The following is a 15,382-nucleotide window of genomic DNA, read 5'->3' as shown; positions in this document are numbered from 1 at the left end:
TGACTCTATGCCGTTAGATGCTTTTGTTACCGGTACGGTTGAAACATCACTGAATCAATTACTCAAAGACGATGCTGATAGTCAGCGTCGTCTTGCTCGTTTACGCGGTAAAGTCATTAGCGTTACGCTAAATGAATTTAGCAAAACCTTGTACTTTGTTTTCAGTCATCAAATTGATGTTCTTGCTGGATTTGAAGGCGAGGTGGATTGCCAATTAGCTTTAAACCTTACGGTGTTACCCGAGCTACGACAACAAGCTAACTTAACGCAGCTAATTAAAGCCGATAAGTTAGCACTCGATGGTGATCTACAATTGGCTCAGCATTTTTCCACTTTGCTAAGTGGTTTAAAGCCCGATGTCGAAGAGAAATTATCGCAATATACGGGTGATGTAGTTGCTCATACTTTAGTCAGTAGTGTAAAGTCGGGGAGTCGATTTATTCGCCAAGAGGTAAAGAATCGCCAACGCGATTTAGCGGAAGTGATCACTGAAGAATGGCAACTATTACCACAGCCTTTAGAAATGGTGCATTTTTACGATCAAGTGGATGACTTGAAATCGGATGTTGCTCGTTTTGAGGCCCGTTTGAACCAGCTACTTGAGCGATAAATTGGCAATGATGAGCTATTCAGAAATAAAACGGTTGTACCGTATTATTCAAGTACAACTGCGCTATGGGTTGGATGACTTTATTCCGGTTGATCCACGTACCGAACTTCCTAAAAAATTACGTAAATCGCTATTTTGGATCAAAAATGAATACCCCGATGTGCCATTGGGTGAGCGTTTACGTTTAGCGTTGCAAGAACTTGGTCCGGTATGGATCAAGTTTGGTCAAATGATGTCAACGCGCCGCGATCTTTTTCCACCGCACATTGCAGATCAGCTGGCATTATTACAAGACCAAGTTGAACCTTTCGATGGCAAATTAGCAAAACGTACCATTGAAGAATCTTTAGGCGGGCCGTTAGAGCAGTGGTTTGACGATTTTGATGAAGTTGCATTGGCGTCAGCATCGATTGCTCAAGTGCATACTGCAACTTTAAAAGAAAACGGCAAAGAGATTGTTTTTAAAGTTATTCGTCCTGATATTAAGCCGATTATTGAAGCTGACATTAAGCTGATGTACAGGATGGCCGAGATAGTTTCTCGTCTCCAGCCAGAAGCGCGCCGTTTACGTCCTGTTGAAGTGGTTCGCGAATACGAAAAAACCTTGCTTGATGAGCTCGATTTAATGCGCGAAGCAGCGAATAGTATTCAGCTTCGTCGTAACTTCGATGGTGATGACACCTTATATGTACCAGAAGTTTATACTGATTATAGTAGTATTAATCTTCTTGTAATGGAACGCATCTATGGTATTCAAGTTTCTAATATTGAAGGCTTGAAAGCCAATGGTACGAATTTAAAACTATTATCGGAAAATGCAGTTAATATCTTTTTTACTCAGGTATTTCGTGACAGCTTTTTCCATGCCGATATGCATCCAGGAAATATTTTTGTCTCCTATGAGCATCCGGAAAATCCACAATGGATTGCGCTAGATTGCGGCATTGTAGGGACACTTAACCGAGAAGATAAACGATACTTAGCGGAAAACTTATTGGCTTTCTTTAATCGTGATTATCGTAAGGTTGCTGAATTACACGTTGATTCTGGCTGGGTTCCTCATGATACCAACGTGGATGAGTTTGAATTCGCTATTCGTACAGTGTGTGAACCTATTTTTGAAAAGCCACTGTGTGAAATATCATTCGGCCATGTATTGTTAAATTTATTTAATACTGCTCGCCGTTTTAATATGGAAGTGCAACCGCAGCTGGTCTTGTTACAAAAGACCTTGTTGTATGTTGAAGGCTTAGGACGCCAGTTGTATCCACAACTTGATTTGTGGGCAACAGCCAAGCCGTTCTTGGAAAACTGGATGTCACATCAGGTAGGCCCGCAAGGCATTCTTGATGCAATAAAAAGTAAAGCACCTTTCTGGGCTGAAAAATTGCCTGAATTGCCTGAATTACTTTACGACAGTTTGCGCCAAGGCAAGGTAATGAATCAACGTATTGATAAACTCTATGATAACTTCATGGAAAATCGACGTACTCATAACCAGGCAAGGTTCTACTTTGGTATCGGTGCCACCTTTATGGTGTGTGCTGCAATACTTTTTGGTGATCAAGTAGCAACGTACCCTGCAGTTTCTGTTGGTGTAGGAACCCTATTTTGGTTGCTAGGATGGCGTACCTGCCGAAAATAATCGGTTGGGCTTTCGCCTATACTTATAGTTGCGTTAATAAACGCACTTTCGTTATTAACCACATAAAGCTGAGGTAAAACAAGCATGGGTGGTATCAGTATTTGGCAATTGTTAATCATTGCACTGATCATTGTTCTTTTGTTCGGAACAAAAAAACTTCGTACTCTAGGCGGCGACCTAGGTTCTGCAGTTAAAGGTTTCAAAAAAGCAATCAGCGATGATGAAGCAGCTGCAGCAGCACCTGCTGCGAAAAAAGAGTCAGACAACGATGCTGACTTTGAACAAAAGAAAATTGCTGACGAACAAAAGCCAGCGGATCAGACAACAACTAATCAAAAAGACAAAGAGCAGGTTTAAGACGTGTTTGATATCGGGTTCTGGGAGTTAGTACTGATCTCCGTGGTGGGATTAGTAGTACTGGGGCCAGAACGTCTACCCGTTGCGATTCGTACGGTGTCGCAGTGGATAGGTGCTGCTCGTAATATGGCAAACTCGGTGAAAGATGAATTGTCTCAAGAACTGAAAATTCAGGAACTGCAAGCCAATTTAAAAAAAGCCGAACAAATGGGAATGAAGGACTTAGCGCCTGAATTGCAAGACTCTGTTGATGAGCTTAAAAAAGCGGCTTCAGATGTTCAGCGTCCCTATGCTGATAAAAACGAGCAAACCTCAGCAACGACTTCACAAAAGCAGGAATAAATTACATCACTATGTCAAAAGTCGAAGATACGCAGCCGCTATTTAGTCATTTACTTGAACTACGTACGCGACTTTTGCGTTCTATCATAAGTGTACTGGTGGTTTTTCTATGTTTAGTATGGTTTTCCAATGATATCTATGCCTTCTTAGCTGCACCATTAGTAGAGCGAATGCCTGCTGGTGCAACTATGATCGCAACAGACGTTGCCTCACCGTTCTTTACACCGATAAAACTGACCTTAGTAACCTCAGTGTTTATTGCTGTGCCAATGATTTTGTATCAAGTCTGGGGCTTTATTGCACCAGGTTTATACAAGCATGAACGCAAGCTAATTATGCCATTGTTGTTTTCCAGCTCATTGCTGTTTTACGCCGGTGTCGCATTTGCTTATTACGTTGTGTTTCCATTGGTTTTTAAGTTCTTCACCAGTGTCGCCCCTCAAGGGGTAGAGGTGGCAACAGATATTTCGAACTATCTCGATTTTGTCCTCGCGCTATTTATGGCGTTTGGCATCGCTTTTGAAATTCCTGTTGCTATTATTCTGTTGTGTTGGACTGGTGCGACTGATCCGGAATCTTTACGTAGTAAACGTCCTTACATTATTGTAGGTGCGTTTGTCGTTGGTATGCTGTTAACACCGCCTGATATTGTTTCTCAGACCTTGTTGGCTGTACCTATGTGTTTATTGTTTGAAGTTGGCTTATTCTTCTCACGTTTTTATATACGTGATAATGATGAGCTGGATGATAGCGAGCACGAAGAGCAGCAGTAAATAGTACTTTGTACTATGTGATGATGAAAAAAACCGACCTAATCGTCGGTTTTTTTATATCTTGAATATGGGTTTGGCGCAGAATGGATCTGCTCGATATACTGAGTGACACATAGTGCTGTGTAGAGAATGGATAAACAGATGATAGATATTGGTGTTAACTTAACAAATAACCGTTTTGATAAAGATCGTGCGGACGTGATCACGCGGGCTCAAGAAGCGGGTGTGAAGCATTTAATTATTACGGGCACCAGTATTGAAGAGAGCATTGAGGCGCAACAAATGGCGCAGCAATGGCCGAGCTACTGTTACTCAACTGCTGGTGTTCATCCGCATGATGCAAAATCTGTCTCCGATCTTTTGTTACCAGAAATTCGTGCACTAGCAGTAGAGCCTGAAGTGGTAGCGATTGGTGAATGTGGGCTCGATTTCAACCGTGACTTTTCTCCTCGTCCACAGCAAGAAGCAGTATTTGAAGCACAGTTAGCCTTAGCGGCAGAGTTACAGTTACCTGTTTTTATGCATTGCCGAGATGCGCATGAGCGTTTCATTGAAATCCTTACCCCTTGGCGAGATAAATTACCGGCGGCAGTGCTGCATTGTTTTACTGGCTCTGAGCAAGAGCTAAAAGCATGCTTAGCGCTTGATTTACACATTGGTATTACGGGGTGGGTATGTGATGAGCGTCGTGGTCAAGAGCTACGTGAAGTCGTGCGTCATATTCCCGCGAACCGCTTAATGATTGAAACCGATTGCCCATACTTATTGCCTCGTGACTATCGTCCAAAGCCAAAATCGAGTCGCAATGAACCCAAGTTTTTACCGCATATTGCCGCGGTGATTGCTGAGTGTCGCGGTGAAACACCTGAGCAAGTTATGACGCAGTCAGAGGCGAATAGTCAGGCTTTTTTTTCGATTTAAGCCACATTGGTCAATCTGAGTGATATTATCTAATCCTATTTTTTAGCAAGGAGTTTGTCGTGTCAGTATCTATTCAAGGTGCGTTTCCTGGTCGTCGTATGCGTCGGATCCGTAAGCATGATTTTAGTCGTCGTCTAATGTCAGAAAATCAATTATCTGTGAATGATTTGATTTATCCGATGTTTGTTTTGATGGGTAAAAATCGTCGTGAAACGGTTGACTCAATGCCGGGTATTGAGCGCTTATCTATTGATTTGTTACTTGAAGAGGCGGCATATCTTGCGAAACTAGGTATTCCTGCGATTGCCTTATTCCCTGTTGTGTCTCAAGAGTTTAAATCAGAGTTAGCAGAGGAAGCTTATAATCCAGAAGGCTTAGTACAAACGGCGGTGCGTGCACTTAAATCGTATGTGCCAGAGCTTGGTGTTATTACCGATGTAGCATTAGATCCGTTTACCATTCATGGTCAAGACGGCATCATTGATGATGAAGGCTATGTTTTAAATGATATTACGACAGATATTTTAATCAAGCAGGCGCTATCTCATGCTGAAGCTGGTGCTGATATCGTTGCCCCGTCAGACATGATGGATGGTCGCATTGGTGCGATTCGTGAAGCATTGGAAAATGCAGGTTATATCAATACCCAAATCATGGCGTACTCTGCTAAATATGCATCGAATTACTATGGCCCATTCCGTGATGCTGTCGGTTCATCTGGCAACTTAAAAGGCGGCGATAAGAAAACTTACCAAATGGATCCTGCGAACAGTGATGAAGCTTTGCACGAAGTAGCAATGGACATCAATGAAGGCGCAGATATGGTAATGGTAAAACCGGGTATGCCATACCTTGATATAGTTCGTCGTGTGAAGAGTGAGCTGCAAGTACCAACGTATGCTTACCAAGTGTCTGGCGAGTATGCGATGCATATGGCAGCGATTCAAAATGGTTGGTTAAAAGAGCGCGAAACCATCATGGAATCACTATTGTGCTTTAAACGTGCAGGCGCTGATGGGGTATTAACTTACTTTGCGAAAACCGTCGCGGAGTGGTTAGCCCAAGATGCTGCAGAGCGCGCTGAATGTTTACAGCAAAAGCCTGAGTAAGTCGTAATATTGACTAGAAAGTAAAAGCGAGCGCCATGCTCGCTTTTTTAATATCAGTAAAACACCTATCAGGGTTTAACATTGCGGTTGATTGGGTTTTGTAATGAGATAAGCGTTTCAGTGGATTGCACTTCATCAATGGCTTGGAGCTTATCAATGAGCACGTATTGCAGCTCTTCAATGGAATGGCACATCAATTTGACAAAAATGTTGTACGCCCCTGTGGTGTAATAAGCTTCAACCACTTCATCAAGCTCATTTAGTTTTGCTAATGCAGAATGATAATCACGGGCGGCATTCAAATTAATACCAATAAAACAGCAAACGTCATAGCCCAATAACTTAGGGTTAATGATCACTTCCGTGCCAGTAATAATTTCTGCAGCTCGCATTTTTTCTACCCGTACGTGTACGGTAGCAGGACTGACATTAAATCGCTTCGCCATTTCAGCGTAAGGAATACGAGCATCATTCATTAAGGCATTAAGGATATCGCGATCTAAGTCGTCGATACGAATGGATGGTGTCATAGGTGGTCCTTTTACTATGCGAGGGATTCATTTTTATCGCTGTATCTTATACTTATCTGATGGTGTGATACCAGAGCAAAGGATGATTTGTAGTGCTATAATCCGCGCCCTATGATCGGATGTGAAATGTCACACCCAGATGTTGTTTTTATATCGGAGATTGCTGTGCAGCTTGCCTTAGTTTGTGAAGTTCCTGAACGTCAGCCTGAATTAGATCAATTAGCCGCTCGTTGGGGCTTAAGCCATGATGAAAATAGCAGCTTTGCTTTAGTCCTTACCGCTGATCAATTAGAGCTTCGTAAGCTTGATGAGCCTAAGCTCGGGGCCGTTTCTGTTGATTTAGTTAGCGGTGCTGTCGCTCATCGCCGTAAATTTGGTGGTGGTCGAGGCCAAGCAATAGCAAAAGCAGTTGGACTCAAAGGCGGTATTAGCCCTACCGTCTTAGATGCGACAGCAGGTCTTGGCCGAGATGCTTTTGTCTTGGCAACACTCGGGTGTAAGGTTCAGTTGGTTGAGCGTCATCCTGTCGTAGCAGCATTGTTAGATGATGGCTTAGCACGAGCAAAAGCCGATCCTGAAATTGGCGGTTGGGTAAGTGAGCGTATGCAATTGCTCCATGCTTCGAGTCATGATGCTTTGGTCAATTTAGCCGATGATCCTGATTTTGTCGCACCGGATGTGGTGTACCTTGATCCCATGTATCCACATAAGAAAAAGTCCGCTTTAGTTAAAAAAGAAATGCGCGTTTTTCAAACCTTAGTGGGTGCAGATTTAGATGCCGATGGTTTATTTGAGCCTGCATATGCGCTGGCAACCAAACGGGTCGTGGTTAAGCGTCCCGATTATGCCGAATTTCTTGCTCAAGCGAAGCCGTCAATGGCGATTGAAACTAAAAAGAACCGATTTGATATTTATGTAAAAGCGGCAATGAAAGCCTAAGTGTTTGTTGCAAATAAATAGTTACAAATAGGGGCAATAAAATCTTATTGCTTTTCTGGAATTACGAATCATTATCGTTTAATGTTGATAAAAAGGTTCGTTGTTGGCTAGAGGAGCATTCATGGCTAAGACCTTGTGTAAATATCGTCGAGCAGAAATTGTCGATCAGTTTGCGACAATAAGTAAGATTGTCAGCGAACCAAATTTCATGTGTTCAAGTTGTACGAGAGTTGCAAGTGACAAAGAGTATTTGTGTAAGCCAAGCCGATTAACCAATGCGGTGAAGGCTGCTCCTCGTGTCGCGAAATTATCGACTCCGCCGCCAGAGCCTCAGCCAATTATGGCAATGAAAACGCCTAATGTGCATAATTTGCCAGCCCCTACTGCTGTGGGACAAAGCCATATCGAAATGGTCGCTGTGGTCGAAGAAGAAGCATTAGCCCCTGATAGCTTAAAGTTAAAGCAAGCTAAGAAGCTTAAGAAACTGGCGAAAAAGAAAAATAAGCAATTAGAGAAAGCGGCGAAAACAGTTAAGAAATTTGAAAAGCAATTGAAGAAAGCAAAACTCGCGCTTGGATTGTGATGTTTTTATTCTAACGTCCTAAATTTGAATATAGATTTAGGACGGGACACATTAAATAAAAAAGCCTCCAAATTGGAGGCTTTTTTGGGTTTCGTATTAGTCAGCGTTTTTAATTAGTACTGCGGTCATTACGCATACAATTACTGAAACTACGATACCAGAAACAATTAACCAAGGAAGCATATCCATAGCTTAGTTATCCAAATGTTAAGGAAATCGAGAGGCTATTGAAGCGTGTTTATGCGATTGGAGCAATGGTTTGGATATACTTTGAAATGGCTGTTTACACCTTGAAACACTTTATTGTTAAAAGTGTTATTTACCTTGTATTTGACAAAAAAAAGCGCCTACAGAGGGGCGCTTTTTCGGTTATTTAGCTGATTAAACTTGCTTTACTTGGCTGTGCTAATTCGAGTGCTTGACGAGAAGCTGCAGCTGCACCTTGCTTGTCATCTAACTGCTCTAGCGTTGCGACTAAGTGAGCGTAGTCTGTCATATCAGGACGAACCGAAACGGCTCTTTCAAAATGCTCTTTTGCTTCTTGCCAGTTACCTTCAGCCATTAACATTTGACCCAGTGCACTGTGCGTGACTGCATTATTGCCGTCTTGGCGCAATAGCTCTTGTAGCTTCACAATCGCAGGATGACGATCGGGTAGATTTAGCTGAGGTACAAGGCTGATCAAACGCTCATCTTGGCTCTTTTTAAGTGCATCACGTAAAATTGGGTAAGCATCGCTATCGGCATGACGTGCCATCATTTGTTTAATGAAGCATGCCACAAGCGCTGGATTCTGCTTATCTTTACGTCCCATGTTATTCCAGTAACCCACTAAGCCATCAGTACCATTTTGCTGACCAAGGTGCTGCATTTGGCCACATTGAGCTTGTTCATCAAGGACTATTGCTTCTTCTTGGCTGATCACGCCTGCTTTCGTTAGCTGTGGCAGTAAAGTTAGCAGTGATTTCCAATCTTCTAGTTTTAAGTAACACTCTTGAAGTAGACCTAACACGATAGGATTGCGTGCATGATCTTGTTGTACTTCTTGTAATGTTGCGAGTGCTTGTTCAAATTGCTGTTGACGGATTTGAAGCTTGGCACGGGTGAGTGCAACCGCAAGATTTTGGCTATCAAGCTCAGCTGCTTGCTTTAAGTATTCATCACGTTGCTCGGTTTTGCCTAGCCCTTGAGCCGCCTCTGCAGCAGCAAGATAGTTAAGGAGTGGCGCATCGCTGAATTTAGCCGATTTTGTTAGTAGCTTTTCAGCGGGCTTCCAATCACCTTCTGTTACTTTTAATAGGCCAGCCGAAGTTTGGATACGTGCTTTACGAACTTTACGTCCACTAAACCAACCACGGGTTGAACTACTGATTGAAAAGACGCGTTTTAGAATAAATTCAAGTAATAAGAAAACGGCAAACAACGCAACGATTAATACAACGAGTGTGGTTAGGCTCATCTCAATGGTTTGATTTGCCGTTGAGATCAACACATAACCTTGGTTACCTGCGAGTTCGGGGCCAACAATAATACCGGCGATCAGTGCCAGTACCAATAACAATAATTTAATCATTATTTGGCCTCCACTGTGGTTACCGTGTTGTAAGTGACTGTCGCGTTATTCTCGCCTTTAATAGATGTTTCAGCGGGTTGCGTTACTTTTGTTTCAAGTTTCGCTTGGGCTGTTTTTTTTTCTACTGCTGGCGCTTCTGTTTTCGTTGTCGGTTTTACTGCTGGTTTAGTCTGCTTTACAGGTTGTGCCTGCGTATCACCTAATGTCGCCATTTTATTACGTAGCACTTGATTGACGAGTTTAGTAATTAACGCCTGAGATTGCAGCTTATCTGGGTAGTTCACCGTGATTTGCTGTTGGGCTAATTGATCAAGACTTTTAATAAAGCTTTGCGTTAGCGGTGAAGACATATCGTAATATTGTTCAGCCCACTTCTTCGCGGTATCAAGAGAGATCTTATAAACATCACCTTGCTCTCGGTAAACTGCATCAATTGCTACTTCTAACTTGTTTTTGATATTTTGCTGTAAGTAGAAATCTTGTTGTGGTGAAAGCAGTGGAACAACATTACCATCACGCTTACGATAAGTAATGAAGTGTTCGCCAAAGTTTTTCAACGATGTCATCAAATTATCTTTCCAATCATTCACCGATTGACTCACGGTTTGTGATTGTGGTTCTTCTTCTGCTTTTGGCAAAATAGCATTAGCTAAAGGCAAGTTATCAACACTATTTTCTAGACTCGTTAAGCGTAGCACTATGCCATCACGGTCAACATTAGTCAGTGATTTTAAGGTTGTTATGTCATTGCTCATTGCTTGGCGTAGGTTCTTCAAGCTTGGATCATTCAGTTCTGCGATACGATGATCGGCAGACTCAAGCAATAACGTTGCACTGGTGACATCATGCTCTAACCAGAGTTTACGTCCTGCCATTTTCACTAGGTAATCCGCTTCGGCTAGTAGCCAATCGTTCGGACTATTGCCTTTTAGTTCAGTGACTGTGGTCTGCAGAGCTGCAATCGATTTTTGCTGTTGGCTTAGGTTAACTTCAGCACTGCGTAATCCGCCATTAATAAGAGTAATGGTTTCTTTTTGATCGTTTTGCATCGCTGCTTTCATGCTAGCAATTTGTTGTTGGAGCGTATCAATATGTTGTTGCTGCTGCAATCCTTGCTGATGACCGTGATAGTAAAGCCCACCACCGAGTGCGATAACTAATGCAATCGCAACCAACCCTGTTTTGCTCCCTGATTTTTTTTCAGATTTCTCTGTTTTTACAGGTGCTTTAGGTTGCTCTTTGGTTGCTTTTTTTGGCGCTTCTTTAGCCGGAGTAGACGTCGCTGCCGTGGTTGGCTTGTCCTGCTTTGGCTGTTCTGCTGCGTTATTGTTGTTAGATTTTTCTGTCATCCTAATTATTCCGTTTAGCTAAAGTTGCTTAGGAACGTGAAGAGTGCATGATTGGAGGCACTGCCCACGGTGGAAATATTCACAAAGCCTAGCGTTATTGCTTGCTCTGCCACTCTTTGACTTGGGACGAGAAGGTGGCAATTGAGAAACCAAGTCAAATATTGAGCTGGGATCCTTGTTGTTAAAAATACTAGCTGCTCAGCACTGGTAATAACAAGGGTATCCAGCTGTTGATGTTGCCATTGTGCCACTAATTTCTCGCCATCGAGATCAAGCCAACATCGCTGATACGTTTCGCAATAGTTGACTACTGCATGGCGTGCCGTTAATGCTTGGTGGATCAACTCTCTGCCACCATTCCCCCGCAATATAAGGATGTTACGATCCGTAACGTTTGCGAGTTCGGGTAAGGCTAATAATCCTTCGCTATCACAGCGGTGTTCAGGAGATAATACTCGCTGTCCGCTCAATTTTGTCAATGTTGCGGCAGTTTTATGACCAACAGCTACATAATGCACGTTTTTTGGCCATGCTGCACCTTGTGACACTAAGTAATCGTGCGCAAATGTTACCGCATGATGACTTACGGCAATAATATAATCACCGGCTTTTAATGTATTGATTTGTAGCAATAATGAAGAAAGTCCATCACCGGCTTTTAAGGTTAATAGCGGTTGGGCTATTGCGCTGATCGCCGCAGCATTAAGTTGCTCTGCCAATTGATAACAATCGGGGGCAGGGCGGGTGATCAGCACTGTCATTACGCGTTACCGTATAAACGATCTAAAATATCGCGAGCGCCATCGTTAAGCAGTTGCTCTGCGAGAGTTTCTCCCAATTGCTCGGCTTGCTCGATTGGTCCACGAATTTCAGCGCGTACAATCTTACTGCCATCAGGCTCGCCTACTAATGCGCGTAGCCAGATTTGGTCGCCTTCAAGCTCTGCGTAACTACCAATTGGCACCTGACAGCCACCTTGTAAGTAGTTATTCATTGCACGCTCACACAATACGCGTGTTGTGGTGGCTTGATCACTTAATGCTGCTAACAATTGACGAACACGTTTGTCATCGAGACGACACTCAATGCCCACGGCGCCTTGACCTACAGCAGGTAAACTCACTTCTGGTGCAATTTCGCTACGAATACGGTCTTCCATTTTTAGACGTTTAAGGCCAGCACAGGCAAGAATAATCGCATCGTATTGACCTTCATCCATCTTACGTAAGCGAGTATTAACGTTACCACGTAGATCGTTGACGATAAGATCAGGGCGTTGGGCGCGTAATTGACACTGACGACGTAAGCTAGAAGTACCAACAATAGCACCTTGAGGTAGCTCATCAATATTGTTGTATTTATTTGAGACAAACGCGTCACGAGGATCTTCACGTTCACAGATAGTCACAAGACCTAGACCTTCAGGAAACTCAACCGGTACATCTTTCATTGAGTGAACCGCGATATCTGCACGACCTTCAAGCATAGCGACTTCAAGCTCTTTTACGAATAGCCCTTTACCACCGACCTTAGCCAGCGGAGTATCTAAAATGATATCGCCTTTTGTGATCATCGGAACAAGCTCGACAATAATGCCAGGATGCGCTTGTTCTAGCTCAGCTTTAACGAATTCAGCTTGCCACATAGCGAGTGGGCTTTTACGTGTTGCAATACGGATTGGTTGATTACTCATAAGTATTGGGGATCCATAATGAAGATTCTATTTTCTATTAAGCACATCGTACCATTAGCATCGTCTGGATGATAATTTGCTTAATCATTTGAGTATATGCATATGATCATGTTGCTAATAGTTTAAAAAAATGTGATATTAATCACATCGACCTTAAATGATAGAATGATGATTCGCTGGCAACTGGCGGTTATTCATCATTGTACTAATTTGAGGTAATAGTTTAAGGATGAATCACACAGAATTGTCGCATTACCTGACTTGGCATTATCTTTACCAAGGGTACTAAAAGTGTTACATTGATCACGTTTTTGCTCATGTTTAACACAGCTCAAATGATCCTAATGGTGATATTTGGGGTGCTTCAACTCTGTTAGCTCTTGGAAGAGTAATTTGCAAAATTATATTAAGACGCTGAAAGGCAGGCTAGATTCATTGACTGAGCTTCGTATTGAACGAGCACGGTTAGCGATGAATGCTCAATCAGTACAAGTGTTTGACTTGTTGCCTGTCTTACTTCATTACAATCACCCTGCTTTACCGGGTTATCTTGATCAACCGGTAGCTCAAGGGATCGCGAAATTTGTTGTGACTGATGTTCAACAACAATTCGTTGACGATTGCGCCCATTCTGCCGAACTCTCGGTCGACCCCCTATTGCTTGAGATAAATGACTGCCCAATTACTGGCTTGTATGCCATGGGAAGTACCTCATCAATGGGACAAAGCCTAACCAGTGATCTTGATATCTGGGTTTGTATCCGAACTTCATTAACACCAGAAGAACGTAGCGCACTTGATAGCAAGTGTAGCCTAGTGTCGCAGTGGGCAATGGAGCAAGGGGTTGAAGCGAATTTCTTTCTTATTGATGAGAATCGATTCCGTCATAACTTCTCTGAAGCGATGACCGGTGAAAACTGTGGTTCTAGCCAGCATTTATTATTATTAGATGAATTTTATCGCTCTGCCGTTTGTTTGGCAGGGTTGCCATTATTGTGGTTTATGGTGCCGCCAGAAATGGAAGAGTGCTATGACCAATATATGGCGTACTTAATTGATGAAGATTACATTAATCTTGATGAGTGGATTGATTTTGGCGGTCTAACGCGTATTCCAGCCGAAGAGTATTTTGGTTCAAGTTTATGGCAGTTATATAAAAGTATCGATTCACCGTATAAGTCAGTGCTCAAAGCCATTTTGCTTGAAGCCTACTCATGGGAATACCCGCATACCCAACTTTTAAGCCTTGATGGTAAGCGTCGCTTCTTTGCTGAAGATCGCAGTGAATACTGTATGGATGCGTACTATTTAATGTTGGAAAAGGTCACACGCTATCTTGAGCGAATTGATGATCATCGTCGTCTTGATTTAGTGCGTCGTTGCTTCTATTTAAAAACCCATGAAAAGTTATCTCGTGAACCAAGTGCCGGCTCTGTGTCTTGGCGTCGTCGTGTTCTCAAGCACTTAACTGAGCAGTGGCAATGGACAGACTCGGTGATTAATGAACTTGATCATCGACGTGATTGGAAAGTGACACAAGTTAAAGAGGCACATAACGAATTATTAGATGCGTTAATGCTGAGTTATCGTAACTTAATCCGTTTTGCGCGTCGTAATAATATTACCTCGGCGATCAGTCCTGAAGATATCAGTATTTTGGCGCGTAAGTTATACGCGGCATTTGAGGTACTTCCAGGTAAAGTCACCTTACTTAATCCACAGATCTCACCTGATTTACATGAAGAAGATATAACCTTTATTCAGGTGCCTGAGGGGCGTACGAATGCTGCTGGTTGGTATCTCTATAAACAGCCCATTGATCCTTTGTTAATTATGGGGCAACCGCCTCTTGAGCATAACCGTTACTTATCTAAGTTAGTCGCTTGGAGTTATTTTAATGGTTTATTAACGGAATCAACGCATCTTCATACTGTGGTACGTGATGCAGATTTTGATTTAGATAAGCTCTATCAATTGGTAAGTGATATTCGAAATACCTTCCCAATTCGCCGTCCGAATCCAAGTCTACAAGCGTTATCGAGCCCGTGTGAAATTCGTCAGTTAGGGTTATTCATTAACTTAGAAAATGACCCAACCAATGAGCTGAAAAACCGCTCGGTACGATTTGATTTTAAAACTACCGATATTTTCAGTTACGGCCCAGAACAGAAATGTTTAGTTGGCAGTGTGGATTTGATTTATCGCAACTCGTGGAATGAAGTGCGTACGCTTAACTTTAGTGGCGATAACGCCATGTTAGATGCACTGAAAACCATGCTCGGTAAAATGCACCATGATGCGATCCCACCTGAAGCGGTTGATGTATTCTGTTATAGCAAGCACATGCGTGGTTTGATCCGTAATTTGGTGTATCAGCTAGTTGCTGAATGTATTGAAATGCGTTTAAAACCGGTTGAAGAAGAAAAGCGTCGCCGATTTAAAGCGATTCGCATTGCTGAAGAAACCTTTGGCTTATTCTTTGAGCGTCGTGGTGTTTCTGTTCAACGGTTAGAAAACCCAGTTGATTTTTACAGTTGCATTTCATCGAATAAAGTCAGTGAAGTGCCTCATGTTGTGATGGGTAAAATGGACGAACCTCATCCTCCACAAATTGTGGATGCTTATGCGAGTGAAGGTTTGATCCAGTTCTTCTTTGAAGATTGCGAGCAGGGCTACAATATCTATATCTTAGATGAAACTAACCAGATGGAAGTGTACCGTCAATGCAGTGGTAATAAAGATGAGATGGTACATGGGGTTAATCGTTTTTATACTTCGGCTCAAGACCGTTTTAGTGCGACCAACTTCATCAACTTTAATTTACCTCAGTTCTACAATATCGTGCATTGCGACAACGGTAAATTACAAGTATTGCCATTTAAGAGTGGTCAAATGCCGCGTCCAAAGCCCGATATCGATCCCAATTCAACTGGGATGCTTAATAGTTAATATCGTGTT

15 protein-coding genes are annotated in these 15,382 nt (G+C 42.6%); 10 read left to right on the top strand and 5 right to left on the bottom strand.

Annotation, left to right across the window (positions count from 1 at the left end):
- Positions 1-7 precede the first annotated feature (7 nt).
- The 7 genes from CTN01_RS18460 to hemB all read left to right on the top strand — a co-directional run bounded on the left by CTN01_RS18460 (position 8) and on the right by hemB (position 5,757).
- Positions 8-610, top strand: a complete 603-nt coding sequence (locus CTN01_RS18460) for a ubiquinone biosynthesis accessory factor UbiJ (protein ID WP_045150066.1) — start codon at positions 8-10, stop codon at positions 608-610.
- 7 nt (positions 611-617) lie between these two features.
- Entirely contained in the window at positions 618-2,255 is a 1,638-nt protein-coding gene (ubiB, locus tag CTN01_RS18455; RefSeq protein ID WP_173425486.1) for a ubiquinone biosynthesis regulatory protein kinase UbiB, read from the top strand.
- An 84-nt stretch (positions 2,256-2,339) separates the two neighbouring features.
- Positions 2,340-2,612, top strand: a complete 273-nt coding sequence (tatA, locus tag CTN01_RS18450) for a Sec-independent protein translocase subunit TatA (protein WP_045084591.1) — start codon at positions 2,340-2,342, stop codon at positions 2,610-2,612.
- 3 nt (positions 2,613-2,615) lie between these two features.
- Positions 2,616-2,954 carry a Sec-independent protein translocase protein TatB gene (gene tatB / locus CTN01_RS18445; protein WP_005372435.1) on the top strand — a complete coding sequence of 113 codons (339 nt, stop codon included), beginning with the start codon at positions 2,616-2,618 and terminating at the stop codon, positions 2,952-2,954.
- 11 nt (positions 2,955-2,965) lie between these two features.
- Positions 2,966-3,727, top strand: coding sequence for a Sec-independent protein translocase subunit TatC (gene tatC, locus CTN01_RS18440; RefSeq protein WP_005372437.1), 762 nt, complete (start codon positions 2,966-2,968; stop codon positions 3,725-3,727).
- 141 nt (positions 3,728-3,868) lie between these two features.
- Positions 3,869-4,648, top strand: coding sequence for a 3'-5' ssDNA/RNA exonuclease TatD (gene tatD, locus CTN01_RS18435; RefSeq protein WP_045150065.1), 780 nt, complete (start codon positions 3,869-3,871; stop codon positions 4,646-4,648).
- Between the two features lie 59 nt (positions 4,649-4,707).
- The gene (gene hemB / locus CTN01_RS18430) at positions 4,708-5,757 is read left to right on the top strand and encodes a porphobilinogen synthase (RefSeq protein WP_045150064.1); all 1,050 of its coding nucleotides are present in this window, start codon (positions 4,708-4,710) and stop codon (positions 5,755-5,757) included.
- Positions 5,758-5,825: 68 nt separating this feature from the next.
- Here the strand turns inward: hemB and asnC are convergent, their stop codons facing one another.
- Entirely contained in the window at positions 5,826-6,287 is a 462-nt protein-coding gene (gene asnC, locus CTN01_RS18425; RefSeq protein ID WP_005372443.1) for a transcriptional regulator AsnC, read from the bottom strand.
- A 165-nt stretch (positions 6,288-6,452) separates the two neighbouring features.
- Here asnC and CTN01_RS18420 point away from each other — a divergent pair, with 165 nt between their 5' ends.
- Both CTN01_RS18420 and CTN01_RS18415 read left to right on the top strand, forming a co-directional pair.
- Positions 6,453-7,226, top strand: coding sequence for a class I SAM-dependent methyltransferase (locus CTN01_RS18420; protein WP_045150073.1), 774 nt, complete (start codon positions 6,453-6,455; stop codon positions 7,224-7,226).
- A 121-nt stretch (positions 7,227-7,347) separates the two neighbouring features.
- Positions 7,348-7,809, top strand: a complete 462-nt coding sequence (locus tag CTN01_RS18415) for a hypothetical protein (RefSeq protein WP_045150063.1) — start codon at positions 7,348-7,350, stop codon at positions 7,807-7,809.
- Between the two features lie 373 nt (positions 7,810-8,182).
- Here CTN01_RS18415 and CTN01_RS18410 read toward each other — a convergent pair whose 3' ends face one another.
- Genes CTN01_RS18410 through hemC form a run of 4 tightly spaced genes read right to left on the bottom strand, consistent with a single transcriptional unit; the run spans position 8,183 to position 12,424 of the window.
- A complete protein-coding gene (locus CTN01_RS18410; RefSeq protein WP_045150062.1) occupies positions 8,183-9,382 on the bottom strand; it encodes a heme biosynthesis protein HemY in 1,200 nt (399 codons plus the stop codon).
- Entirely contained in the window at positions 9,382-10,731 is a 1,350-nt protein-coding gene (gene hemX, locus CTN01_RS18405) for a uroporphyrinogen-III C-methyltransferase (protein WP_045150061.1), read from the bottom strand. The genes CTN01_RS18410 and hemX overlap by 1 nt, the downstream gene beginning before the upstream one ends.
- Positions 10,732-10,745: 14 nt before the next feature.
- Positions 10,746-11,492, bottom strand: a complete 747-nt coding sequence (locus tag CTN01_RS18400; protein WP_045150060.1) for a uroporphyrinogen-III synthase — start codon at positions 11,490-11,492, stop codon at positions 10,746-10,748.
- Positions 11,492-12,424, bottom strand: a complete 933-nt coding sequence (gene hemC, locus CTN01_RS18395; protein WP_045150059.1) for a hydroxymethylbilane synthase — start codon at positions 12,422-12,424, stop codon at positions 11,492-11,494. Before hemC ends, CTN01_RS18400 begins: the two co-directional genes overlap by 1 nt.
- Positions 12,425-12,817: 393 nt before the next feature.
- On the opposite strand from hemC, the gene CTN01_RS18390 reads away from it, so the two are divergent.
- Entirely contained in the window at positions 12,818-15,373 is a 2,556-nt protein-coding gene (locus CTN01_RS18390) for a class I adenylate cyclase (protein ID WP_045150058.1), read from the top strand.
- The last annotated feature ends 9 nt before the right edge of the window (positions 15,374-15,382 follow it).

The organism is Photobacterium angustum (genome assembly GCF_003026365.1).
Taxonomy (GTDB): domain Bacteria; phylum Pseudomonadota; class Gammaproteobacteria; order Enterobacterales; family Vibrionaceae; genus Photobacterium; species Photobacterium angustum.
Note: the sequence above shows the minus strand (reverse complement) of the source record. Positions and strands in the feature narration are given on the sequence as shown.